This window comes from candidate division KSB1 bacterium (assembly GCA_034506395.1).
Lineage (GTDB): Bacteria > Zhuqueibacterota > Zhuqueibacteria > Thermofontimicrobiales > Thermofontimicrobiaceae > Thermofontimicrobium.
This window is the reverse complement of record JAPDPQ010000003.1, coordinates 200420-224365: the sequence shown is the minus strand read 5'-3', so window position 1 is coordinate 224365 and position 23946 is coordinate 200420. Positions and strand designations below refer to the sequence as shown.

The window sequence follows — 23946 nt, the reverse complement described above, 5'->3', positions numbered from 1 at the left end:
AATTCGTTCTCTATATTTATCAATTCTCAAGGCTTGTGAAATGAGCAAATCGTGAATCTGAAAATGTCGCTCCTATCAATGCTGGAGTCCCACTGCGTCGCTGAAGCAGCCTTTGAAAGGATGCCTGCTTCTGCAGGTATGACATTATTTGTTAATCTCTGTAATTTTTCACAATTCTGTGCCAGTTCATTTGATCTGCAGCATTCGGTCTATCGCTATTCGGGCATAACCTTTGACCAGCTCGGGGACAGTGACGATATTCACCTCACCAAGATGCTCGAGCGTCCAGCACAAGTTAACCAGATTGATCTTGTACATATTGGGACACAGCGAGCGGGCAAGGGGGACAATTCTTTTATCGGGATGCGTTTTTGCCAGCCGTTGGACCAAGTTCAGCTCGGTGCCGATCGCAATGACAGAGCCAGTGCTGGCTTGTTCGACAAATTTTATGATAAAGGACGTTGACCCCGCTGCATCCGCTGCGTTGACGACTGGTTCTGGGCACTCGGGGTGAACGACAATTTTTGCCGTGGGGAAAGCATTTCTGATCGTTGCTATATGGTTGAGATTGAACCACGTGTGGACATGACAATAGCCATTCCAAAGGATGAGCCGGGCTTGTTCGATCTGATCAATTGTATTGCCGCCGCGGGGGAGGGCAGGATCCCAGATGATCCGCTGCTCCTTTGGGATGCCGAGCTGATTGGCCGTATTGGTGCCTAGATGCCGATCTGGGAAAAAAAGTACGCGTTGCGATTGCTGAAAGCCCCATTGCATGGCAGCCAAGGCATTGGAAGATGTGCAAACCGTTCCGCCGTGCTCGCCGCAAAACGCTTTGATCTCGGCCGAGGAGTTGATATAGGTAATGGGCGTGATCTGAGTGTCTCCGCAGATTTCAGTGAGTTGTTGCCAGGCAAGTTGAACATCATCTAACTCTGCGAAATTGGCCAAGGGGCACCCTGCGGTCAAATCAGGCAATTGCACGATCTGATCGGGCCGCGAAATGATATCGGCAGCTTCGGCCATAAAATGAACGCCGCTGAACACAATGAATTGAGCCGCCGTTTGCTGGGCAGCTTGCTGACAGAGTCCAAATGAATCTCCCCGGAAATCGGCAAATTCGATCACCTCATCGCGCTGATAGTGATGTCCGAGAATCACCAGTCGCTGTTGCATTTGGGATTTTTTGGTCAGGATGCGTTCTCGAAGCTCAGCTTCTGTAAGTTTTCGATAGTCATCAAGAACCATTATCGGTTGTTTCCTCCATTTTTATTTGGTCCTTTGATTTTTTCCTTGGCAGAGCTGCCCGAGAAACCCAGATACTGATCTCGTAGAGGATCATTAATGGTACTGCCAAAAGCAACTGGCTGATAATATCAGTTGTGGGCGTGAGCACAGCCGCAGCGATGAAGATGGCGACGATGCCATAGCGCCGCTTGGTCCGCAGAAATTGTGGGGTGAGCAAGCCCAATTTGGTCAGGAAAAAAGATAGCAATGGCAACTCGAACACAATGCCAAATACCAAGATCAACAGGGTGATGAATTTCAAGTACTCTTTGATCTGGATGGTCGGGGTAAGCTGATCGCTGGCAAAGCTCAATAGAAAGTTCAGACCATAAGGGATCACGACGAAATAGCAAAACAAAGCCCCAAGTAGGAAGAAAAACGTGGAGAAGAACACGATGCGGATGGTATATTTGCGCTCTTTTGCATATAGCCCGGGTCGTACGAATTGCCAGAGTTCGTAGAAGATAATTGGCAAACTGAGGATCAGTCCTGCGAACAGCGAAATAGTGATATAAATCATGAAGCCTTCCTGGGGCGAGAGGAAGATGAGCTTGTCTTCTCGCGGAAATGGGCGCAAGAGAATCGCCATGATCTGTTTCGAAAAGATATAGCTGATGATGCTGAGACTGAAAATGGCGATGATGCATCTCAACAGACGCTGCCTGAGCTCTTCGAGATGATCCAGGAATGGCATGACCTTTTCGTTCTGGTCCAAGTTTTTCTCTGATTCCGGTTGAGATGATGAGTGTTCTTTTTCTGACATGGTTAATTTTATATAGATAATCAAGAAATGATACGTAATTGCCGATAAAATTGATTAGACCTCTGGCGATCGCGTTGAATAGTTTATCAATGCGATTTGGTATCGAAAATAGAAACTTTGACACGCGAGTCACCAGGGATGAAAAAAATGATCAATCTCAAACAAAAATTCTTATTTTGAATTTCACTGCATCTGGTTCAAAATTGAGCGGATGCCAATTTTTAAAATGCATGATGGTGGTCGAAATCGAGTTATTTATACTTCATGAAATCCATCGAGGTTCAATCGAGTTGAATGGAACGAGATTGGAATCAATTAATTTTGAACAGCCCAGCCTGGTTTGCACCAAGGAGACCTGCTTGATAGGAGCGATCATCCACTGGGGAAAGGATGCCAACACTGCGTTCCGAAATAATCGAGATGCGACGTAATTGATCAAGTCGTTGGGCAATTTGCTCCAGGCCGTAATCTTCGGTCATCCAATGGAGGCGATCGAAGCCAATCAAGTTCAGTGGTCCAGCGTAAGCGCGCAAGGTTTTTTCGGCAGCGACGTTGAAATAGTGCTCGAAATAGGACATGACTAATTCGCGGATCGAGCGATACACTGGCTCGCGGAAACGCAGGCCGACGAAATTTGATTTCGCCACAGCGCCCCAATAGCCATCGAATTTAAAAAGAGCGAGCAAATGGTCATCGTCGCGTTCATTGGGGAGCAGATCGAGAATGAGCGGAGGGAAGCCCAGACGGCGCAGCATGGCCGCGGCAAATAGTGCCCCGTCAAAACAATGGGCAGTGCGATCTCGCAATACACGGAGCGGACAGCGATAGAACGAATCGGTACTATACGGCAGTGTATCGAGAAAGCGTTGAATATCAATCGGAGCAGCGAATCTCTCAATGACAGCGCGCTCTGGATTTGTTAGTTGCTGAAAAAAATCCTCGATGTTATTCATATCCACTCCTCCAACCATTCACTCGGCTGCTGATCTGATGATACTAAGCATTTCCTGATAATCCGGCTTATTTAATTCTTCTGAGAGTTGGTTGTATATTTTCAGAAAATTGCCACGACCAGCGTTGCCGATATAGACGTAATCCTCATCTTCGCTAAATTCGATGTTCCGCTCTCGGAGCTCCGCGAAGACCTTGCTTTTCAGTTTGAAATATTGGTCAATCAAATCGGTGAACTTGCCATCGATGGTCAAGAATGCTGCGGCGAATTTTTTGTTCGCTAAAATCTGGTCATATATCTGAGGATATTCTTCTCGTGCAAGCATCAAATATTTTAGCGTATAGAATTTGAACTCGACATGGGCGTAATAAGTCCCATTTACCGCGGAGAAAAATTCCAGCCAATAGCTTGGTTTCTTTTGGGCTTTTTCGGCATAATAATCGAATAAATCAATGTCAGTTCTGGTACCATGATAATAAGCGTTCCACTCGTCCAGAAGCCCGTAGATGCCATCCACCTGAGCTCCCAGGGCTGCTGAGGAGGGAAAAATATAGGTCTCATACCGCAGCGATCGGAGCGGTTTGGGAACGACTCGATGAATCTCCTTGGTTGGAAAAACTGGAGTTTGTGGCACCAAAATAGAGCGAAGACTGTCAATGTAGTAGAGCAAATATTTGCTCCCAAAATTATAGAAGATATTAGGGTTTTGTTGAAGGTACTGATACACCACGGTCCTCGTATAACCGTGGCAGACCTCATGAACCAAGGTATTGAGCGAACCAACGATATCACTATCAGAAGTGCCATCGATGTATCGAAGCAATGATCCTTTTTCTCCAAGGTTAATCGTTACCCGGCCCAATTGAAATGCTCTTGGCGATTTCAGATATTGTTCGACAAGGTAATAGCTATTGGGGCTATATTTTTGCAGAAAATACCAGACCCTTGCCTCGACGTTTTGCTCATTGCTCGAAACAAGCGTGGGCCATATTAAGAACAGTGGCAATAACGCTATTAAAAATATCAGCGCGATGAGGTGCTGGCAGCGATTGATACGGTGATCCATGGTTGTGTTTACCTTTGTTTGGTATTGCTTTTGATAGATTTTCTTTTAGTTTTTATTTCTGGCCCAAGCTTTTTGCTTGTGTTTTCCTTCAGGTTCTTGCTCGGATGTGTCAATAGCAAGAACCAGGGCGGGCTCATCATCGAGATGAACGAGAGAGACTGAAATCCAAACTTCTCGCTGATCAAATGGCCTTCCAGAGGCTATGTTTTCCGTCCTCATGAGCTCACCCTGGTCATGAGGAGAGATATTTGCCCCGATGAACGGGTTTCAGTGCAATAAACAAAAAAGAGAAAAATCGGGGTCCAAATTTTAAGGAAAAGCAGCGTGGATGCGCTGCTGGAATTTGAATGGTATTCAGACCGCTATCGGCAGTTTGCCTGCAGCTGATCCCCTCAGGTGCAAATTTTGCCCTCAGGGGAGAGAGCCGATTTTTCGTCTAAATTATTTTATTTTCAATCCGGAGAATCCCAGGAAGGCGATTGCCATGAGACCTGCCATGATGAAAGCGATTGGAACCCCTCTGAGCGGAGCAGGAACCGGCGCTAGTTCGAGCCGTTCACGGATTCCGGCCATGAGGATGAGCGCAAGCATGAATCCGACGCCGGCGGAAAAGCCATGGACGATACTTTCGATGAAGTTGAAATTATATTGTGGATCTGGGCTGACATTTAGAATTGCTACCGCCAGGATGATGCAGTTCGTGGTGATCAATGGAAGGTAGATGCCCAGCGCTTTATAAAGGGTCGGGCTGAATTTCTGGATCACCATCTCGACGAACTGGACCAGGGATGCGATGACCAAGATGAAAACGATGGTCCGCAAGAAAGTCAGATCTGGAGCCTGATGTGAGGCAAAGAGATATTTAAAAATGGAAGTAGTGGGTTGAAGCAAATAATTAAAAGCGATCCAGGTGACGGCAGAGGCCATGACGAGCACGAAAATCACTGCCATCCCCATGCCGAGGGCGGAGTCCAATTTCTTTGAGACACCCAGATAGGGGCACGTGCCCAAAAATCTGGCGAATACGAAATTATTGATAAAAACCGCAGTAATGATGATGATGAACAATTCTCTCAAATCCATGACAATGCTCCTTCAAATCTGAACAGTCGCCTAATGAGCGCGCTTTTTTTCCAGCCAATTGAAGAAACCGATGAATAGGCCTAAGGTAAGAAATGCCCCAGGCGGCAAAATGAGGATCAGCATCGGCTCGAAACTGGTTCCGAACACCGGGATGCCCCAAAGTTTTCCAGTCCCAAGCAATTCGCGAACGATAGCCACCAAGCTTAGAGCAAAAGTGAAGCCGAGCCCCATGCCAAGCCCATCGAGGATCGAGAGCAAGACGCCATTTTTGCTGGCAAACGCCTCGGCTCGACCAAGAATGATGCAGTTTACGACGATCAATGGGACGAATACGCCTAAGGATTTGCTGAGGGTCGGGGCAAATGCCTGGAGCGATAGATCGGTGATCGTCACAAAAGTGGCGATGACGACGATAAAGATCGGAATGCGGATCTTGTTGGGCACACCCTTGCGAATCAAGGAAATGATGAAATTGGAGCTAAATAGTACAAAGGTGGCCGCAGCGCCCATGCCAACAGCGTTTTGCAACGAATTGGAAGTGGCCAGCGCTGGACAAAGCCCTAACAGCACTCTGAAAATAGGGTTTTCTTTATACAACCCTTTGAAAAGCTCATATGATGCTGACATAGCGATTTCCTATCGTTGTTGAATTTTCCTAATATTCGAGGCAATGAATCGTTTCTATCGACAGATCAATTATTGGTTATTGCAATTTTATTTCTTCTGAAACCCAAGAATGACCCCAATAACTGAGCACTGATCACTGATTACTGATTACTGATCACTGATCACTGATTATTGATTGCTGCTGGTGTTTTTTTCACCTCACCTATTTGCTGCTGCAATTTCAGGAAGCTGTTTTTGATCGAGTTGGTGACGGCGCGGGAAGAGATGGTCGCCCCGGTGATGCTTTCAATGGTGCCCCCATCCTTATCCACCGCGATTTGATCGGCGAATTGGTTAAGAAATTGGCGCTGAAAATAGGGCATGGTCTCCCCGTGCCGGATTTCCTCGATTTTCGTGCCTAAACCTGGGGTTTCCAATTGCCGCAAAATCTTTATGCCGACAATCCTTCCAGTGGTATCGATTCCGACCATGGTTTCGATCTGGCTAGAATAGCCATTTTCCATGGCGAGGAACGCATATCCGACGAGCTGCTGTTTTGAGCTATCCCGGTAGCCGCGATAAAAATGAATTTGTTTGGAAGTGGTGTCAGGTTCGATCACGCCGTTTGCGGCATCGGGCAGAGCAGCCGTCAGTGCTAATGCGGTAACCAGCCGTTTTTGTTCTTCGATACGCGGTTTAGTGATGTTATTGACGATTGAAAGGGCAGCTCCAGCCAATGCAGTAACCAATAACAAGATCAATCCCAGTTTCACGATGTCTTTCATTTGTTCTTCACCTTTCCAAATGTTTTTGGCTTGGTATAACGATCGATCAGCGGGACAGTGAGGTTCATCAATAGAATCGAATAAGAGACGCCCTCGGGGTAGCCGCCGATCAAACGGATCAGCACTGTAATGATGCCACAGCCAATGCCGAAGATGTAACCTCCAGCAGAAGTGACTGGCGAAGTCACCATATCAGTAGCCATATAGAAAGCACCCAGCATTAGCCCGCCAGCTAAAACATGGAACAAGGGATCCCCACTGAATAGCCCATCTACACCGCCGAAGATCCAAGAGAGGATGGCGACGGTGCCGATATAGCTGAGCGGAATTCGCAGGCGAATGTAACGCTTATAGATCAGATAAATGGCGCCAATTAAAAGCAGAAATACCGAAGTCTCCCCGATACACCCGCCGATTTTGCCCCAAAACAGATTGCCATACGAATCATAAAGCTGGCTAATGGCTTCATGGGCAGTTTTCACTTTTTCTGTCATGCTCGGATCATCGGCAAATCGGAGGATGGCGTCTTTTTGCTGCTTGAACACATTAAGCGGCGTGGCGGTAGTAATGACATCGATCCCAGAAAGGCTAAATTTTCCCGTTGGATCTGGCGTGTAAAGCGATAATTTCGATAGAAATTGTGCCAGACCAGGGTGATGAGTAATCCACTCTAACGGTCTGGTTTTGAAGATGGTCATGTGAGTTGGCCAAGAGGCCAATAAGAAAGCCCGGCCTAATAGGGCCGGGTTCATGGGATTATATCCCAAACCACCGAACGGGATTTTGCCGATGGCGATGGCAAAAGCAGAGCCGATCAGCGGGATCCACCACGGGACTTCAGCGGGGACGTTCATGGCCAAAAGGATTCCAGTGACCACGGCGCTGCCATCTCGAACCGTGATGGGCTTTTTCATCAATTTTTCAATAATCGCTTCGGTGGCAACGGCGCTGGCAACAGCTACCAACATGACCCAGCCTGCATGAGGGCCGAAAAAATAGATCGCACCCAACATCGCTGGGATCAGCGAGATCACGACGCCGTACATGATTTTCGGAATTGACTCTTGATCAGCAATATGAGGAGAAGCAGTCACGAACCATTTTTTTTCCATACCACGGATTCCTTATCTCATTCAAAGAGGCCATTAAGCTGCTTTCGCTTTCATCATCTTGGTCACTTCCAGTTTGCCGAATTTAATATGATGGACGTGACGGATTTTCGAGGGACAAACAAAGGCGCAGGAGCCACATTCGATGCAGTCCAACACACCCAGCTCCCTTGCCTCGTCGAAGCGCTTGTATTCGACCAGCCTGGCTAACGTATTTGGGAGGAGATTCATGGGACAGACCTCGACGCAGCGGCCGCAACGGATGCACGGCTGGGGCTCAGCGATACGCGTCTCTGATGAGGTTAACGCCAGAATGCCCGAGGTGCCTTTCGTGACTGGGACTTCGAGGGTGTATTGGGCGATCCCCATCATCGGTCCGCCATTGATGATTTTTACCGTATCGTCACTGAGACCGCCACAAAAATCGATCAGATTTTGAAATGGCGTCCCAATGCGCACCCGCAGGTTCTTCGGCTGTCGGATGCCCCTGCCTGAAACGGTCACTACCCGCTCATACAGCGGTTTATTCAGCGCAACTGCCTCGTAGACCGCCTTGGCTGTCCCCACGTTATGGACCAAGCAGCCCACATCCATGGGCAAACCACCAGCCGGAACCTTGCGATTCGTGATGGCTTTGATCAATTGCTTTTCAGCGCCCTGTGGATATTTGACATTGAGCGCCACTACCCTCAGGTTGTCTCCAGCTTCATTGACCAATTTTTGAAATACAGCAATGGCATCGGGCTTGTTCTTTTCAATTGCAATATAGCCATTTTTGCAGCCCAGGATTTTCATGATGATTCGGACGCCTTCCAGGATTTCATTGGGATGTTCCAGCATCAGCCGATGATCGGCTGTGAGATAGGGTTCGCATTCGGCTCCGTTCAAAATGAAAGTATCGATGGGCTTATTAGCTGGGGGAGAAAGCTTGACATGGGTAGGAAATGCCGCGCCGCCCATTCCAGCTAACCCAGCTTGCTGAATTTTCTTCTTCATTTCTTCCACATCCAGTGCCAGATAATTCGCCACTGGACCAATGTTGGGAGACATTTCATCCTTGCCATCGCTTTCAATCACGATGGCTAAGGCCTCACCTGCCACAGGATGGGGACGTTTTTCGATTGCTTTGACTTTGCCAGAGATTGAGGCATGAGAAGGAACGGAAACAAAGCCCTTGGCCTCACAAATTTTATCCCCAGTGCGCACCATATCGCCCACAGCGACAATCGGCTCTGCTGGCGCTCCCAGATGCTGCTGCAATGGAATCACTACATACGAGGGCAATGGAAGTGCTTCAATGGCTTGTTCTTCAGATAATTCTTTACGCTCTGGCGGATGGACACCGCCCTTGAACGTTAATCGCTTCAGTCTCATTTTACCTCACATTATGATGAATGCATAGATGAAAAACGTTGTACGAGACAACAATCATAAAATTCCTCAGCATAAGATAACAGTCTCATTAAGCTGACAACTTTTGTTTGATCGGATTGAATGAGCGCTACTTGAGTCCCTGAATTTCATTGATGAATTCATCCATCGCCTGAAAATTGCGGTAAACCGAGGCGAATCGCACGTAAGCTACTTGATCGAGTTTTTTGAGCTGCTCCATGACCATTTCGCCGATTTCCTTGGAGGTGACTTCCTCCTTCGATTGATCTTTTAGCGAGTTCTCGATATAGCTCACCACAGCATCGATTTGCGCCATGGAAATAGGGCGCTTGGTACAGGCCAGAAGGATTCCCTGTTTCAATTTTTCTCGATTGAAAGCCTCGCGACGCTGGTCACATTTGATGACCAAAATCGGGTTCTCTTCGACATATTCTTTGGTGGTGAACCGCCGTTTACAAGAAAGACATTCGCGCCTGCGCCGAATGACCTTGCCATCACTTTTGGCTCGCGAATCGATGACTTTGCTATCAGAAGTACCACAAAATGGACAACGCATATCTAGCCTTCGGCTGGTTAGAATTCAAATTGGTAGAGCGGGAATTGTTGACAAAGCTCGTACACTTTGGATCGCACCTGATGATAAACGGTCTCATTGCCGATATTGGTCAACACTTTATTGATCAAATCGCCGATCTCAATCATTTCTTTCTCTTTCATGCCCCGAGTGGTAAGTGCGGGAGTCCCGATGCGGATCCCGCTGGTCACGAATGGGCTTTGATCATCGAATGGGACCATATTTTTATTCACAGTAATCCCCGCCTGTTCCAGAGCAGTTTCAGCCTGCTTGCCTGTGAGCCCTTTATTGCGCAAATCGACCAGCATGAGATGGGTATCCGTGCCATTGGAAATCAAATGATAATCGAGGCTGATTAGTTTTTGTGCCAACGCTTTTGCGTTGTTAATGACCTGCTGCGAATAAGCCTTGAACTCTGGGGATAACGCCTCTTTAAAAGCGACAGCCTTTGCAGCAATGACATGCATCAACGGCCCGCCTTGAAATCCAGGGAACACATTGGAATCGATGATCTGTCCCCAAGTCTTGAGCGTTCCCTTTGGCGTTCGCTGACCTAAATCATTTTCCGTGTCCTTGCCGACCAAAATCAATCCGCCACGCGGCCCACGCAGCGTTTTATGCGTGGTAGAAGTGACGGCATGACAATAGGGGATAGGGCTGCCAATCAGCCCGGCAGCGATCAGCCCGGCAGGATGGGCGATGTCAGCGACCAGTTTGGCACCCACTTGATCGGCAATTTCTCGGAACGCCGCGTAATCGATCTCCCGTGGATAAGCGCTAGCGCCAGTAATGATCAATTTCGGCCGCTCTTTGAGCGCCAAGTCCCGCACCTGATCCATGTCGATGTACCCAGTCTCGCGATTCACCCCATAGGAGACGATACGAAACAATCGACCTGAAAAATTCACCGGGCTGCCATGAGTGAGATGCCCTCCATGATCGAGGTTCATTCCCATCACAGTATCCCCAGGGTTAGCAAAGGCAAAGTAAGTGGCGATATTGGCCTGAGACCCAGAATGGGGTTGCACATTGGCGTATTCGGCGTTGAACAATTTCTTAGCGCGTTCGCGAGCCAGCTCCTCAGCAATATCCACATAAGCGCAGCCGCCATAATAGCGCTTGCCTGGATAGCCTTCCGCATATTTATTGGTCATGACCTGCCCCATTGCCTGTAATACGGCGAGGCTCACAAAATTCTCCGATGCGATCATCTCTAATTTATCATTCTGTCGAGCAACTTCCAATTTGATCGCCTCATAGACTTCTGGATCAACTTCTTTCAAATTTTTCATGATCGTTCCTTTTGTTCGATAATTCATTTGAGATCAAAATTACTACGGATCTTGGATCCCGCATGTTAACATCCAGTCAATTGATGAATTTTGACCACGCGTCGCAAATGTCGTTCGCCCTCGAAAGGAGTTTTCAACCAGATTGCTACGATCTGCAAAGCCAGATCGTGATCGATGATTCTCCCGCCCAAGACAAGCACATTGGAGTTGACATGCCGCCGGCTTTGCTCAGCCATCTCCAGAGTAGTGCACAGCGCTGCGCGGATGCCTTTAACTTTATTGGCGACCACCGACATGCCGATCCCAGTTCCGCAGACCAGTATCCCACGGTCCGCCTTGCCTTTCGACACCGCCCGCGCTGCCAAAATGCCATAGTCAGGATAATCGACCGAGTCAGTTTTGAAAGTACCAAAATCTTCTACACTGAGACCAAGTTGGTCTAAAAACTGCTTGATCTTCATCTTCAACTCGAAGCCAGCATGATCCGATGCTAATGCAATGATCATAGGAGATTTTTGGCTCACATCAACAGTTTGAATTTCTTCCCGAAAAGGGAGCGAAAACAACGATCATTTTTCTTTTCAATCTTCTCGAAAAGGTCAGCAGGTTCGTTCCTTATCTCGGTACATCTCGGCCTAATGAAACAATTTTCCTTAAATACTATGATCTGACTGGCACCTTGAAGCCAGGACTCGAAGGCACTCAAGCGCAAGCGCTTGGTCTTTCAAGGTATTTATATCATTGTTAAATTTTTTCGATTCCTTTCTTGTCTTCAGCGAGACGAATATTTTAAAAAAATAGGAGTCAGCTCGTCCACCAATGATGAGCCCGGCATCTTTTGATTTGTCATATCATTGGGCAAAAGAGACTCCTGCATTTGCAGGAGTGACATTTTCGTTCAATATTGTTTGATCGCGAAACAAGTTCCATTGCTTGGAGCGATTGAATCAACGGTGTTACAGTTCATTGGGACTGATTCCATCGGTTGCAGGGATGGAATCAGTTAAATAGTTTGATTCTCTCTGCACTCAGCTTTTTGGACAGAATTTTAGATCAAAAAACATCCGTTGACGAGATCGTATAGCACAGGAAAAGCGAGCAGAGAAATGAGAATGTGACATTCGCTGAATGCCCTTTTTGTAAGACAAACGAGTTCAGTCGAAGCGGTTGGCGACAGCCGCTTCGACTGAGAGAATTTATTTATAGATCCAATCGTAGCAGGGATCTTTGGGTTTTGTTTGTCCTTTGTGAAAAAATAGGTCTTCTTTGGTGGGTCGAGATTGACTCACGTAGTTCATTTTCCTTTCAGCCAGGTCTCGGAATTGTGGGTCCTGGGCAGCTTTCGAGTATTCCTGATAGGCCAGATCATAAATGAGCTTATCATCGAACTCGGGCATTTTTTTGCCGCGAGCGGTGTAGCATTTTTCAGCAGCGCTTTCATAGATTTCACCAATTACAATGCGGGCCAAGCCGTATTTCGGATCGATACTGAGCGCTTGTCGAGCGTAATTGCGCGCTGTCGGGAACTGCCCCAACTCGCGGTACGAGGTGGCCATATCGCACATCACTTTAATATTATCTGATTTCAACTTGAGGATCTCATTATAGACATTGATGGCACGCCGGAAGTCACCGCGATTTTGCAATGCATTGCCCAAATACTCCATGGCAGTGACATCATTGGGCTTGAGCTTCAGCATCAATTCCAGATTCAGTATGGCATTGTTGAAATCCCCAAGATTAAAATATTCTCGGCCGAGATTGAATAAATTTTCGGCATTATTGGGATCAAGCCGTTTGACTTCTTCCATGCGCTTGATGGCTGCTTCAGAATCCCCAGTGGTTTTATAGAGCCGGCTAAGTATCTTCTGCGTGTCCTGATCTTTTGGGTCTAGCTCGGCTGCCTTTTCGAACGCCTGGGTGGCTTCTTGGATTTGATTGGTCTTGATGTACAAATTCCCGAGAGCCTTCCAATCGGCTGGCCGCGAAGGATCTATCTCCGTAGCTTTTTGGTACTCTGCGATGGCCTCCTCGGTTTGCCCACGACTATCTAAAAAATAAGCCAGGGTTCGATGCAAATAGGCATTTCCTGGATATGCTTTCACGCCCATTTCCAGTACGATCTGAGCTGAATCAGGTTTATTCAGCTTGATATAGGAATCTGATAATAACGCATATTTTTGATCTTTGAATCGTTCGATGGTGTCAAGCTCAATGACTTTCCAGAACGGATTGATTGCACTCTCATAATTTTTGTTCTTGTAATGCTCAAATGCAGTGCTCCAGGTCTTATTAAGTTCATATTCATAAACCTTGCGCAACGAATCCCGAATGGCCTTTTGTCGCGCATCGTCGATCACGGGTCCAGTTTGTTGGGTGGTTGGTGCACAATGAAAGTTCACTAAGACTGCAATGACGAACAGGGCGAGTGTGAGTAGCATCCCGAAGAGCCGAAACGGACTTAATGCATTCAAAGTCCTCATTGTTCTTCTCCTTGATTCAGTGTGATAATTATAGCTGATTTGACGATTAACATATTTTAAGGGAGTTGAATTTAAAAACTTTTTTTTAAAATGCAAGAAAAAAGTTAATTCATTTCAATCTTCTTAGCTATTGGTCGCGATAAAAGCAAAGATGTCTTAATTTCGATTAATATCTAAATAAAGCGCATTGACCGCTTTCTGCTCCACAATAATGAAGACCGCAACAATGGTCATATCCGTTCGTGGAGCTATCAAATTTTGACAGCATAACGATTCATAGGGGGATTCCTTCATTCGCAGGAGTGACATTATCCGATTAAAATATGAATTTTGAGACTAAGACCATTTCTCGATTCAGCAAAGCCGATTGAACACTATTATCTCCGAACGAACCATTTTTCACCAGTAGCAACTGAGATTACCAATTGGAAAATATCTTCTTTGACTGGGTTGATCGAAAGATCGCCGCGCCAGGCGTAGCGGAGCGCAACGTCCATTCTCCCCCAGCCTTCGGAATAGGGGAGCCCAACCCCCAGACTGATACCGTATTCCTCCACTGGTTCACCTTCAGTTTTGAAATTCAATTGTTGATAAGAGAAACCAGCGCGGTAGCTCATCCGATCATAATAGCTCGCGATCATGTTTTTACTAGGCAATCGTTCGATTCCCAAGCCCCATCGGTAGCTATCCCGATATTCAGATGATAACTGAGAATCGGTGGTCAATTCCGACCATGGCTGAAGGCTGAAATCGGAACTGAATAGCAATTTTTCTTTCAATTTGAACGAAAGACCAGCACCCCACATTCGAGGGACCGTTACATGTTTCTGATCCTTTGTGAATTGATCGACTGTGTAGACTGATGAAGATTTTTGAGTGTAATTAATGAGTTCGTCGCTATATTTTAAGCGGTATGGATTAGAAAAAATGCCTCCCAGGTAGAGCTGCGAGACAGGCTGAAACACGATTCCGATGGTCCAGTTCATGCCATGCATCTTGCGAGTCAATCGATTGAAAGAGTCCCAGAACAGATCGGAGACATAATCCACCGACCAGGTTTGTTCGAATTTACCGAAATTGACATTGAGATTGCTTCCTAGATAGATTTCTTTTGCCATTGCGAAACCGAAACCGAAAGAGATTTTGTTCAGTCCGCCTTTGGCTCTCAATCGTTTTGTGAAACCGAAATCATTAATACTGCCGGGTTCACTGTACTCATAATCGTATTGGCTGGATGGAATTAGGCTGATGGCTGTCACGAGCTTTTGGTATTGGAGCGGGACAGCGAAAGCGATTCCGTTCAGATTGGTGTATTTGGTGAACCCGTCGGCCTGGTGAGCCGTGCTCCAAATGCCTTCGTGAATAAAATCACCAGATAATCGTGCGATAGGCATAAAGACGAGACCGGCAGGGTTCAGCACATTGATTTGGTAAAAATCTGGCACCGCGATTAGACAATGGCCCATGGCGATCGCTTGGGCGCTGGACACAAGCTTCATCTCACCCAAGCCGCGGGAATTATAAAATGAACCCGCAAGAACCTTGCTTGCGACTAACAATGTGATAATGATGAGGAATAATTTCGAATAGCGTTTATTCATTCTTTCGATCTCCAGAATTTTAGGAATCTGATTGATCAAATCGATAAGGTTTATTGCGACGATGATTGAGACCAATTCACCCAATCGGCTCAAAATTCTTGCCTCGCTGGGGTCGTGTAGTACAGTTCAAGTCGTGGCTGCAGATTGGTCAAGCCGGATTTCGATGAATAAAAAGCGACCCGTGCCAGAGATTGAGTCTCGTTGAGTGAGCGCACCAAAAAGCCATAATTGGGGAAATTATTATTCAACCATCCTTGAACGACTGAAGTGACATCAAAGGTCAGCGTGCTATCGCTTAGCGTACCAGTGAATCCGCTGGTGGATGGATTTTCATCGATTTCACCTTTGATGGTGCTAATCTCAGCTTTCCGCAAGATGTAAGTTTCGCTGGCGGCTGAAATGCTTGGGAAACTTCGGCCGCTGTTGACCACAATTTTCAAAAGCGCTCGGTTGATATGGGTCGTTGAGTCCAACTGACTGAGATCAAATCGGATGACGCTTCGAAAAGCCAGCCCTTTTCCAACATAAATGAAATTTGGATCGAGCCCACCAGTCACTTCATTTGGGTTGATAACCAAGAAGGCGTCTGCTGAAGCAGTCACTGTGGTGGTGTCGCGAAACGATGCGGACGAATCTTTTGGAGTATAGATGAAAGTCAGTTGTGGTTTTACAGTCGCATCTGCGTTTTCAACGGAATAGAAGCTCCGCAAGCCAATGAGGCTGGGGCTGGTGATCCAAATGCCGTAATTGGGCGCTCCAGTGGTCGTATCCGCCCAATCAGTTACCAATCCGGCATCCAATTGGAGAACGATTTTGCCCACGGAATCAGGCGCCACAGTCTCAATTTTCAAATATGGGCCGAAAAATGGTAATTGATCCAAATAGGCTTCAGGGTCCTGCTCATTGTCCCATTGATAATTGGCTCGATAGATCGCCATGTCGAAAGCACGATCGGGGCTCAACAATGTCGAATCGATTGTATTGGATTTTAAATACAGCTTAGCCTCATGGATCCGAGCGCTATCTGGCAAATTGCTGAATTTGAGATAAATGGCCAGTCGGTAATTCTGATAATTGCCGATCAATAAATTATATCCATTGCCCGTATTGATCGTGCGGCTGAAACCTGTTTCACTTCCGAACGAGGTGAATATGGTGGTATTGGCGATTTGTCCTTCTCTATTACCGAACAAAGTTTCGTAGCCGGTGGGCAAAGGGCGATCCTTTTGACAGTTGAACAATACTATTAAACCGAATAGCAGTAGCCAAAATCTCCGTTGTATCATATTATGCCTCTCATGAGTTGAAATTCTTGCTGAGTAAAAACCAATTCCCCATTTTTAATGACCTGATCCACCAAATTCACACCAAAGTGATATGGCAGATACTGATAATTCGGGATATTCCAGATGACCAAATCAGCGGCGGCATCGGGTTCCAGGCATCCTAGCTTGCCGTTGCGATCCACGGCTTGGGCCGCGTGGAGTGTAGTGGCCAACCAAGCCTCTTCTGGTAGCATTTTCATATAAATGCAGCCAAGCGTCATCATCATGGGCATGGATTCGGTCATGCAACTGCCGGGATTGAAATCGGTTGCCAGTGCGACTGGCAGACCAGCATCGATCATTTGTCTTGCGGGAGCGTATTGGCGCTGGCCGAGGAAAAACACAGCCCCTGGCAGCAAAACGGGCACTGTACCTGCTTGTTTGAGCTGGTCAATGGCGGATGGGGTGATAAAATCGAGATGATCGGCGGAAACCGCGCCCAATTTCGCCGCCAAAGCAGCACCACCGCTGTCAGTGAGTTGATCCGCATGAATCTTTATCTTAAATCCGTGATCTCGGGCTGCCGTTAAAATTTTCTCAGATTCTTTCAGGTCGAACACATGGGTTTCACAAAAGATATCGCAAAACTCTGCCAAGTTCCTTTCGGCAACCAGGGGGATCATTTCGTTGATGATCAGATCGATATATTGATCGCGCCGCTGGCGATACTCATCGGGGATCTCGTGCGCTCCGAGAAAGGTCGGGATCAAATCGATGGGATGCAGTCGATTCAGTTCTTGAATCACTTCCAGAGATTTGATTTCATCCTCGAGAGAAAGACCATAACCGCTTTTCGCCTCGATCGTGGTAGTCCCAAGGCTAAGAAACCGGTCCAGATGAGGGAGGGCATGCTTGATCAATTGATCCTTGGAGGCGGCCCGCAATTGTCGCACGCTCAGTCGAATGCCCCCACCAGATTCGGCTATTTCTTGATAAGTTTTGCCCTGGCACCGCATGATGAACTCTGCCTCGCGAGTGCCATAGAAAATAGGATGGGTATGAGCATCGACAAAGCCAGGAGTCACTATCCGATCCGCCGCATCGATTACCTTGCTATTTGGATTGGTGCGAAGCTGATCCGGCATCGTTTCCATCAAACCATAGCGCGCAATTTTTCCATCGCGGACTGCTACATAGCCATTTTCAATAATCTGAAGCCGGCTTTTGTCATGATCGATCGCTGGAACAAGCAATTGTTTCGCATTAATTATCAGTAGATCTACATCGAGCAAAGTGTTATTCCTCTCGTTCTGAGGGATTGGCTGAAGATTCATCATCCTTCTTATAAGAAACGCGTCTTTCAGCTGAAATCGACGCGCACCATTCGAATATCAAGGCTTAGCCTGACTTTATCGTGAAGTTTGATCAGTTCACAATGGCAATTTGGAATTTTTTAGCTGGTCAATATATCAATTTTTTTTCTAAATGCCAACGAAAATATTTCATCAGTGCACATTTTAAACTCAGGTGTTCCAAATTAGGTTTCAAACACAACCTTTCAGCCCATCATCTCAAATCAGATATTAATTGACAAAAGGCATCTTGCCGGTATGAGCAATCATGCAAAAAGCGATACCATTTTGTGCATCAACTCTCCTGGTTGATCCATAGGTGTTCCGCTGTTAAATTGATCGTCAGTTTGTGTGTTGGAATCAATTCTGGACTTCAAAAATTAAGCGATCTTGATCTCCAGCGATTACCGGGCAGAACGCAATTGGGCGATCGGATCCATAAGAGTTTGATTCATCCATAAGACCAAAGAATGGATCTTTTCCATTTTCGCTATTGACTTTTAAAATATATTTTAGTATTTTTATGGCTTCAAAATCTAAAAGTTATCTGATTTTTCAAAGAGGATTGACAAATTTATCGAAAAACATTGGCTGGATTTTTCACTAGCATGGCTCAGGCAACAAATGACTGCTAAAAGGCTGTGTATTTCTTGGCTTGGAGTTGATAAAAAGATAAAATTTGTCTCATCTGATTCGCTTAAAAAATGAAGGTGATCGAAATGCCAATATATGAATTTCAATGCCTCGATTGTTCACTGGTGTTCGATGAGCTTATCAGCAATACCAATCAATCGATAAAAGTGACTTGCCCTGGATGTCACTCGGATCGTGCTCAGCGATTGATGTCCGCGTTCGGATTCAGTTCTGGTGGCAAAACCGTTGCAAGCAGTGCCTCCTCATCGTGTAGCAGTTGTAGCAGCAGCAGTTGCGCCCATTGTCATTAACGGCGTGAAAATGGATGAGCTAAAATTGGATAGCCCCTGTTGCAGCGGCGAAGAAATGCGAGCGCAATGAATTTGGGGGTTAAATGAGTGAATGGATCTCTGCAAATTGGGTTAATGATCTATAAAATCAGATTGACTCGAAATGCAGGGACAAACAAATCTGGATCAGAGAAAAGGGGACTGCAATGACCAAAGCCGATTTAGTCGATATCATTGCTGAGGGAACGGGATTGACCAAAGTGGAAACAGCCGCTGTTGTGGATGGGTTGTTTGCTACTATGCGTAATGCGTTGAAAGCAGGGCATCGCATCGAAATCAGGGGATTTGGTCGATTTCAAGTAGTACAACGCTCGGAAAGGATTGGCAGAAATCCAAAGTCCGGGGAAACGGTGCGCATTCCTGCCTATAAAACAGTACGCTTCAATTGTTCGAAGTTATTGCAGGATGCCCTAAACCGGCCAGGGGACTAAAAATCAATGGGTGCAAAATAGCACAATTGTAGGAAACCTCGGATAATTCAAGGAAGTCCACTCGAGTTGATCTAGCTCGTGGCAGATCTGCTCGGCAAAAGTTCATGCCAGAATGCAATAATCATTCGCTGTGGGAAAGATTTTTGTGAGTTGATCTGCGCGTTAACGGTGGGTTGTGTGGGATGATCGGTTAGCGAGAAATTTTTATGGTTCGTTTAGATCGGTTCGGCCAGGCAGCCAACCATGATCGAAAGGCCTATCTTGACTATCAAGTTCAGATTGGTCAATATTACTTGGAGCATTTCGTCTCTCCCTTTGCCCAAGGGAAGCAGGTGTTGGATATTGGTTGCGGTGAAGGAGGCGTCCTGACGGCGTTTGAACAGGCTGGTTATCAATGTACGGGCCTGGAATATAGTTGGGATAGATTTAATTATGCGCGGGAAAAGGGCGGTTCATCGATTCGATTCATTCATGGAGATATCGAACAACTTGTGCTTCCAGAGCAATTCGACGTGATTTTGATATTGGATGTGATTGAGCATCTCGTCCGTAAGGTGGAGGCGCTGCAAAATATCAGACGAATGCTTTCGCCTCAGGGAATCGTCGTTCTCACATTCCCGCCATTTTGTTCAGCCTTCGGCGGGCATCAGCAAGTGATGCGGTCCGTTCTGAAATACATTCCGTTCGTTCACTTAGTTCCTGGCAGAGTTTATCGCTGGTTATTGGAGCGAGTGGAACGGCAGAATGTGGAGGCGCATTGGCGCAACTACCAGACTGGCCTTCGGATTTGCGATTTCGAGCAGATGATCCAGCAGGTTGGTTTTCGAATTATCAAGCGGATTAACTACCTGGTCCGGCCACGCCAGGCGCTCAGATTTGGCATGAAAATCAGGGTTTATAAGGGGAAATATCTGCTGGAATATCTAACTACCGGCGCCGAATATGTTCTGGCCAAAAGTGAAACGTCCGAAAACAATTAATAATTGCGATTATCAATTTGTCATCCCCCTAATTTTTCCCCGCCAGTTCCGAGGCGGGTTTCAGCGGATATTGATTTTCAACTCTCAAGGAAATTACTAATTCAACGCCATTCAGGTGATGCCAAATGCCTGAAGGGAGATAAAGCTCTTTTGATCTATATTCGATCAGGAATATTGGTTTTTTGGCTGGTTTCGTTATTTATTTTCATTCGAGAATAGCTCATTTTGCAAAGCTCTATAAAATTTCAGCAGATTGGAGGTGAATCCGATGCCGAGCGGTAAAAAGAGAAAACGACATAAAATTGCCACGCATAAGCGCAAAAAGCGACTCAGAAAAGATCGACATAAAAAGAAATTGAGATAACAGCGCTGCTGGGATCGTGTCGAATTTTTTGCCACGAAGACTCACCAATAGGAACGCGTTCTGGAGCTGCATGAGGAGCCGGCTGTCCGACCAATTTGTTGGTGTGCTCGATGAATTATGCTGGTTGAGATCGATATCCCATATTCAAGACGGTCGAATGGATGCCAAGTCGCTTTTTAAAAAAGAGCAGTTTCGTCCACTGTTCAGGTGAGCTGTGGGGCGCTTTGTGGGGTGGTGTCTTCGTGGTTTAAAATTTTTAAAGCTAACGCTCTCATGAATGAGCCTTAGCAACGAAAGAGTCTCGCCCCCCTTTCGTGCATGGAAATATGACTGCATGGCCTCAAAAGTTTAATGAGATAGCCAATTGATTTGATCTAATGTTGAACCGGAATGTTTTCCCGCGGCCCAAAAACGCCAGCCCCCAATGATTTTGAACTTGAACCGGTACCATGAGTCGAATGACATTAAACGGTTCATCGCTTCTGCACCTCAAGCAAGAAGCTTTTTCAGCGCGCGAGAATTGCCAGAGTGTTCGCAATTCCCTAATCCCATAGCCTTAGCAACTACTGAATTGCTACCAAAATTTCAGGACGGATCATCGATGGATGAAATTCACTCCGAACTTGCTCCCGAGCATATCTATTCGGTGGGAGAGCTAACCCGAGAGATCAAATTATTGTTGGAGACCACGATCCCCATTGTTTGGGTTATGGGGGAGATATCGAACCTAAAATTCCATTCATCGGGTCATCTTTATTTTTCGCTGAAAGATCGGGATTCCCAGCTTGTTTGCGTGATGTGGCGGTCCCGAAATATCGGATTGTTTTTTACACCTCAGGATGGGATGAAGGTGCTGGCATTGGGCAAGGTGACCGTCTATGAAAAGCGCGGTTATTACCAGTTCGACGTGATCAAAATGCAACCGGCTGGGATCGGGGAGCTTCAGATGGCGTTCGAGCGCTTGAAGAACAAACTGCAGCAAGAGGGGCTATTCCGAGCCGATCTGAAAAAGCCGCTACCGGCCTATCCGTGGCGCATTGGTATTGTGACATCACCAACTGGAGCTGCCATCCAAGATCTGGTCAACATATTGAACCGAAGGTTTCCTGGAATCGAAATTATTTTGCGACCAGTGAAAGTCCAGGGGGAGGGCGCAGCCGACGAGATTGCGATGGCCATTGATGAGTTTAATGAATATGGCCAGGTGGATGTGTTAATCGTCGGTCGGGGGGGCGGCTCCTTGGAGGACCTATGGGCGTTCAACGAAGAGGCGGTGGCGCGGGCGATTTTCCGTTCGAAAATACCAATTATTTCGGCTGTGGGACACGAGGTCGACTTTAGCATCAGCGATTTTGTAGCAGATTTGCGGGCGCCAACCCCCTCTGCGGCTGCCGAGTTAGCCGTCCCTGATCGAAACGAGGTGCTGAATCGCGTGCTGCAATATCGAAAGCGAATCGTGGAGATGTGCGCCAGTTTCATCCAACTCCAGCGGGATAAATTGAACAGCTTGATCACCAGTTATAATTTTCTCAGGACTCCAGATCTGGTCCGACAATACCAACAGCGACTGGATGAGCTGACACACAGCCTGCAGCTTGCCGCAGAGCATCGAATTCAGCTTTTATCCCAGCAGGTTCATAACTTATCGCATCGGCTACAAGCGCTTGCCCCAGAGTCGGTCCTGAAACGGGGTTATAGCATCTGTTATCGCGTCAAAGATCATCATGTGGTCACACATGCCCATTCGCTTCAGGTCGATGACCAAATTCGGGTGCAATTCTATCGGGGACAAATATCTGGTAAAGTCGAGCAAGTGATGGAGGAGTAAACTCATGGCAGTCAAAAGCTTTGAGCAAGCGATGGAGCAGTTGGAGCAGATCGTAGACCAAATGGAGCAAGGTGATTTAACGCTGGAAGAAACACTAGCCAAATTCGAAGAGGGAATGAAACTGTCTCAGTTTTGCTTGGAGAAGCTCAACCAAGCCGAACAAAAACTGAAAAAATTGGTTAAAACAGAGGGGGGATTTCAACTTGAAGCCATCTGAGCGAAGTGATGAGCGGCTGGTAGGTGTGGCAGATACTAATACGTGTCCTGATCAATTATTGGGCTCTTCCTTTTAGAAAGTGCTTACAGGGATGGGGTTAAGTCAGAAATTTACCCCAGGCAGCTTATGATTTGGACTCATATCGTTTTTTCATGCAGCAGAATTTTGTACAAATGCGATTGCTACAGAACCACAGGCAGCCATATTGAAGAGCACTGAGGAGCTAAGGGCACAAGTGACAAACTCTGAGATAGTGAATCTTGTAATTCACTGATCCGCGCTTGATCAGTGCAATTAAATGATGAGCGGGGGCTCATGGATATGATATTCGGCATCACTGGCAATACCACCAAAGGCATGATTAAAGGGGTAATCCCGGAGCTTATCCAATGGTTGGAACAGCACAACTGCAGCTTTATTCTCGATGTGGACTTGCTCAATTCACTCAGTTTAGATTCCCTAGTGAAAAGCGCCAGATTGAACGAAATAGGCCAGATGTGTGATATGGTGCTTGCATTTGGCGGGGACGGTACGATTTTGGCGACAGCCCGAGTTGTAGGGGCTTCTGGTGTTCCGATTTTGGGCGTGAACTTAGGGGGCAAATTGGGATTTCTCGCTGAGGTCATGATAGAGGATCTTTATCATTGTCTGAATGATGTTTTAAGAGGGGAGTATCTCGTTCTGGAGCGCCTGGTTCTGGAAACGAGAATTAGCCAGTCATCTGGTGAAAAGATCAGCTATGCGCTCAACGATGTGGTCATCGATCGCGGCGGCTATAGTCGGGTGATCCGCATCGATGTTTATATCGATGAAGAGTATTTGAACACTTATCTAGGGGATGGGATTATTATCGCCACACCGACTGGTTCGACTGCTTATTCATTATCTGCTTACGGGCCTATTTTAGTGCCGACTTTGAACTGCATTATCATCAATCCGATTTGTCCCCATTCATTGGGAGTGCGCCCGATTGTTATCCCAGATCATTGTGAAATTCGTGTTGTGCCTCATCTCGAGGGAAAAATTGTAACCCTCAGCGTGGATGGGCAGGTGAGCCATCAGTTCACGAAAAATGAAGGTGCAGCGATCTTTATCCACAAAGCCAATTACAAAGTCAAATGGATCCGAGCCAAAAACCGAACGTTTTATGATCTGTTGCGCGCCAAATTGAACTGGGGGGTAGATCGGCGCACCGTTTAGAATAGGATGGCTCAAATGATTTGTTCACTAAATGAGTTTTCGTTTCCGATCATCCCATGCAAAAGCATTTCTGTGAAAGGCGGTCTTTGATCCCACTGAATTAAGATGATCCAATATTTTCATCAGATGAAATTTTAAAATGCATTGAATAAAGAAATCCCAGAGATAGGATTCGGGAAGCATTACCAGATAAAACGAGGAAAGAATCAGGATTTATTTTTAATGAATTCTTTGATTTTTTTCTTCATCTCGACCTCCTAGAATTAATTTTGTTTAATCAATAGTTCTCGGCTTTGCAGAGAGTCATATTGAGAGGATTTGATCGTACTTTTA

Annotated in this window: 22 protein-coding genes and 1 pseudogene; 7 read left to right on the top strand and 16 right to left on the bottom strand. The window is 46.4% G+C overall.

Annotated features, from left to right (window positions below; genetic code table 11):
• Nucleotides 1–186: 186 nt before the first annotated feature.
• From nadA to hutI, 16 genes are all read right to left on the bottom strand, one after another.
• Nucleotides 187–1248, bottom strand: a complete 1062-nt coding sequence (gene nadA / locus ONB37_03315; GenBank protein MDZ7399176.1) for a quinolinate synthase NadA — start codon at nt 1246–1248, stop codon at nt 187–189.
• Entirely contained in the window at nt 1238–2002 is a 765-nt protein-coding gene (gene tatC, locus ONB37_03310; protein ID MDZ7399175.1) for a twin-arginine translocase subunit TatC, read from the bottom strand. The genes nadA and tatC overlap by 11 nt, the downstream gene beginning before the upstream one ends.
• A 359-nt stretch (nt 2003–2361) precedes the next feature.
• Nucleotides 2362–3003 carry a hypothetical protein gene (locus tag ONB37_03305; GenBank protein MDZ7399174.1) on the bottom strand — a complete coding sequence of 214 codons (642 nt, stop codon included), beginning with the start codon at nt 3001–3003 and terminating at the stop codon, nt 2362–2364.
• Between the two features lie 18 nt (nt 3004–3021).
• On the bottom strand, nt 3022–4068 hold the full coding sequence (locus ONB37_03300) for a hypothetical protein (GenBank protein MDZ7399173.1): 1047 nt from the start codon (nt 4066–4068) through the stop codon (nt 3022–3024).
• 441 nt (nt 4069–4509) lie between these two features.
• Complete coding sequence (locus ONB37_03295; protein MDZ7399172.1) at nt 4510–5151, bottom strand: RnfABCDGE type electron transport complex subunit A; 642 nt, start codon at nt 5149–5151, stop codon at nt 4510–4512.
• 30 nt (nt 5152–5181) lie between these two features.
• Entirely contained in the window at nt 5182–5778 is a 597-nt protein-coding gene (locus ONB37_03290) for an electron transport complex subunit E (protein MDZ7399171.1), read from the bottom strand.
• Between the two features lie 161 nt (nt 5779–5939).
• Nucleotides 5940–6542 (bottom strand): RnfABCDGE type electron transport complex subunit G, encoded by a 603-nt coding sequence (locus ONB37_03285; protein MDZ7399170.1) that lies wholly within the window; start codon nt 6540–6542, stop codon nt 5940–5942.
• Nucleotides 6539–7654: an RnfABCDGE type electron transport complex subunit D gene (locus ONB37_03280; GenBank protein MDZ7399169.1), complete on the bottom strand. Its 1116-nt coding sequence runs from the start codon at nt 7652–7654 to the stop codon at nt 6539–6541. The genes ONB37_03285 and ONB37_03280 overlap by 4 nt, the downstream gene beginning before the upstream one ends.
• Nucleotides 7655–7687: 33 nt before the next feature.
• A complete protein-coding gene (rsxC, locus tag ONB37_03275) occupies nt 7688–9025 on the bottom strand; it encodes an electron transport complex subunit RsxC (GenBank protein ID MDZ7399168.1) in 1338 nt (445 codons plus the stop codon).
• Nucleotides 9026–9152: 127 nt separating this feature from the next.
• Nucleotides 9153–9599 (bottom strand): transcriptional regulator NrdR, encoded by a 447-nt coding sequence (gene nrdR, locus ONB37_03270; protein ID MDZ7399167.1) that lies wholly within the window; start codon nt 9597–9599, stop codon nt 9153–9155.
• Nucleotides 9600–9616: 17 nt separating this feature from the next.
• Nucleotides 9617–10909: a serine hydroxymethyltransferase gene (locus tag ONB37_03265; protein ID MDZ7399166.1), complete on the bottom strand. Its 1293-nt coding sequence runs from the start codon at nt 10907–10909 to the stop codon at nt 9617–9619.
• A 65-nt stretch (nt 10910–10974) separates the two neighbouring features.
• On the bottom strand, nt 10975–11415 hold the full coding sequence (gene rpiB, locus ONB37_03260) for a ribose 5-phosphate isomerase B (protein ID MDZ7399165.1): 441 nt from the start codon (nt 11413–11415) through the stop codon (nt 10975–10977).
• Nucleotides 11416–12105: 690 nt separating this feature from the next.
• A complete protein-coding gene (locus ONB37_03255) occupies nt 12106–13392 on the bottom strand; it encodes a tetratricopeptide repeat protein (protein MDZ7399164.1) in 1287 nt (428 codons plus the stop codon).
• A 377-nt stretch (nt 13393–13769) separates the two neighbouring features.
• Nucleotides 13770–14993 carry an outer membrane protein transport protein gene (locus tag ONB37_03250; GenBank protein MDZ7399163.1) on the bottom strand — a complete coding sequence of 408 codons (1224 nt, stop codon included), beginning with the start codon at nt 14991–14993 and terminating at the stop codon, nt 13770–13772.
• An 89-nt stretch (nt 14994–15082) separates the two neighbouring features.
• Nucleotides 15083–16279: a DNRLRE domain-containing protein gene (locus ONB37_03245; GenBank protein MDZ7399162.1), complete on the bottom strand. Its 1197-nt coding sequence runs from the start codon at nt 16277–16279 to the stop codon at nt 15083–15085.
• Nucleotides 16276–17595: an imidazolonepropionase gene (gene hutI / locus ONB37_03240; GenBank protein ID MDZ7399161.1), complete on the bottom strand. Its 1320-nt coding sequence runs from the start codon at nt 17593–17595 to the stop codon at nt 16276–16278. Before hutI ends, ONB37_03245 begins: the two co-directional genes overlap by 4 nt.
• A gap of 734 nt (nt 17596–18329) precedes the next feature.
• Here hutI and ONB37_03235 point away from each other — a divergent pair.
• From ONB37_03235 to ONB37_03205, 7 genes and pseudogenes are all read left to right on the top strand, one after another.
• Nucleotides 18330–18443, top strand: a pseudogene (locus ONB37_03235) (zinc ribbon domain-containing protein).
• Between the two features lie 34 nt (nt 18444–18477).
• Entirely contained in the window at nt 18478–18624 is a 147-nt protein-coding gene (locus tag ONB37_03230) for a hypothetical protein (protein MDZ7399160.1), read from the top strand.
• Nucleotides 18625–18739: 115 nt separating this feature from the next.
• Nucleotides 18740–19024: an HU family DNA-binding protein gene (locus ONB37_03225; GenBank protein ID MDZ7399159.1), complete on the top strand. Its 285-nt coding sequence runs from the start codon at nt 18740–18742 to the stop codon at nt 19022–19024.
• A 206-nt stretch (nt 19025–19230) separates the two neighbouring features.
• Complete coding sequence (locus tag ONB37_03220; protein ID MDZ7399158.1) at nt 19231–20004, top strand: class I SAM-dependent methyltransferase; 774 nt, start codon at nt 19231–19233, stop codon at nt 20002–20004.
• A gap of 965 nt (nt 20005–20969) precedes the next feature.
• Nucleotides 20970–22196, top strand: a complete 1227-nt coding sequence (xseA, locus tag ONB37_03215; GenBank protein ID MDZ7399157.1) for an exodeoxyribonuclease VII large subunit — start codon at nt 20970–20972, stop codon at nt 22194–22196.
• Between the two features lie 4 nt (nt 22197–22200).
• On the top strand, nt 22201–22413 hold the full coding sequence (xseB, locus tag ONB37_03210) for an exodeoxyribonuclease VII small subunit (protein ID MDZ7399156.1): 213 nt from the start codon (nt 22201–22203) through the stop codon (nt 22411–22413).
• A gap of 315 nt (nt 22414–22728) precedes the next feature.
• Complete coding sequence (locus ONB37_03205; protein ID MDZ7399155.1) at nt 22729–23613, top strand: NAD(+)/NADH kinase; 885 nt, start codon at nt 22729–22731, stop codon at nt 23611–23613.
• The last annotated feature ends 333 nt before the right edge of the window (nt 23614–23946 follow it).

Coding starts and splice junctions, on each gene's coding strand:
- nadA (MDZ7399176.1), bottom strand. CDS start 1,248: ATGGTTCTTGATGACTATCGAAAACTTACAGAAGCTGAGCTTCGAGAA.
- ONB37_03305 (MDZ7399174.1), bottom strand. CDS start 3,003: ATGAATAACATCGAGGATTTTTTTCAGCAACTAACAAATCCAGAGCGC.
- ONB37_03300 (MDZ7399173.1), bottom strand. CDS start 4,068: ATGGATCACCGTATCAATCGCTGCCAGCACCTCATCGCGCTGATATTT.
- ONB37_03295 (MDZ7399172.1), bottom strand. CDS start 5,151: ATGGATTTGAGAGAATTGTTCATCATCATCATTACTGCGGTTTTTATC.
- ONB37_03290 (MDZ7399171.1), bottom strand. CDS start 5,778: ATGTCAGCATCATATGAGCTTTTCAAAGGGTTGTATAAAGAAAACCCT.
- ONB37_03285 (MDZ7399170.1), bottom strand. CDS start 6,542: ATGAAAGACATCGTGAAACTGGGATTGATCTTGTTATTGGTTACTGCA.
- ONB37_03280 (MDZ7399169.1), bottom strand. CDS start 7,654: ATGGAAAAAAAATGGTTCGTGACTGCTTCTCCTCATATTGCTGATCAA.
- rsxC (MDZ7399168.1), bottom strand. CDS start 9,025: ATGAGACTGAAGCGATTAACGTTCAAGGGCGGTGTCCATCCGCCAGAG.
- nrdR (MDZ7399167.1), bottom strand. CDS start 9,599: ATGCGTTGTCCATTTTGTGGTACTTCTGATAGCAAAGTCATCGATTCG.
- ONB37_03265 (MDZ7399166.1), bottom strand. CDS start 10,909: ATGAAAAATTTGAAAGAAGTTGATCCAGAAGTCTATGAGGCGATCAAA.
- rpiB (MDZ7399165.1), bottom strand. CDS start 11,415: ATGATCATTGCATTAGCATCGGATCATGCTGGCTTCGAGTTGAAGATG.
- ONB37_03255 (MDZ7399164.1), bottom strand. CDS start 13,392: ATGAGGACTTTGAATGCATTAAGTCCGTTTCGGCTCTTCGGGATGCTA.
- ONB37_03250 (MDZ7399163.1), bottom strand. CDS start 14,993: ATGAATAAACGCTATTCGAAATTATTCCTCATCATTATCACATTGTTA.
- ONB37_03245 (MDZ7399162.1), bottom strand. CDS start 16,279: ATGATACAACGGAGATTTTGGCTACTGCTATTCGGTTTAATAGTATTG.
- hutI (MDZ7399161.1), bottom strand. CDS start 17,595: ATGATGAATCTTCAGCCAATCCCTCAGAACGAGAGGAATAACACTTTG.
- ONB37_03225 (MDZ7399159.1), top strand. CDS start 18,740: ATGACCAAAGCCGATTTAGTCGATATCATTGCTGAGGGAACGGGATTG.
- ONB37_03220 (MDZ7399158.1), top strand. CDS start 19,231: ATGGTTCGTTTAGATCGGTTCGGCCAGGCAGCCAACCATGATCGAAAG.
- xseA (MDZ7399157.1), top strand. CDS start 20,970: ATGGATGAAATTCACTCCGAACTTGCTCCCGAGCATATCTATTCGGTG.
- xseB (MDZ7399156.1), top strand. CDS start 22,201: ATGGCAGTCAAAAGCTTTGAGCAAGCGATGGAGCAGTTGGAGCAGATC.
- ONB37_03205 (MDZ7399155.1), top strand. CDS start 22,729: ATGGATATGATATTCGGCATCACTGGCAATACCACCAAAGGCATGATT.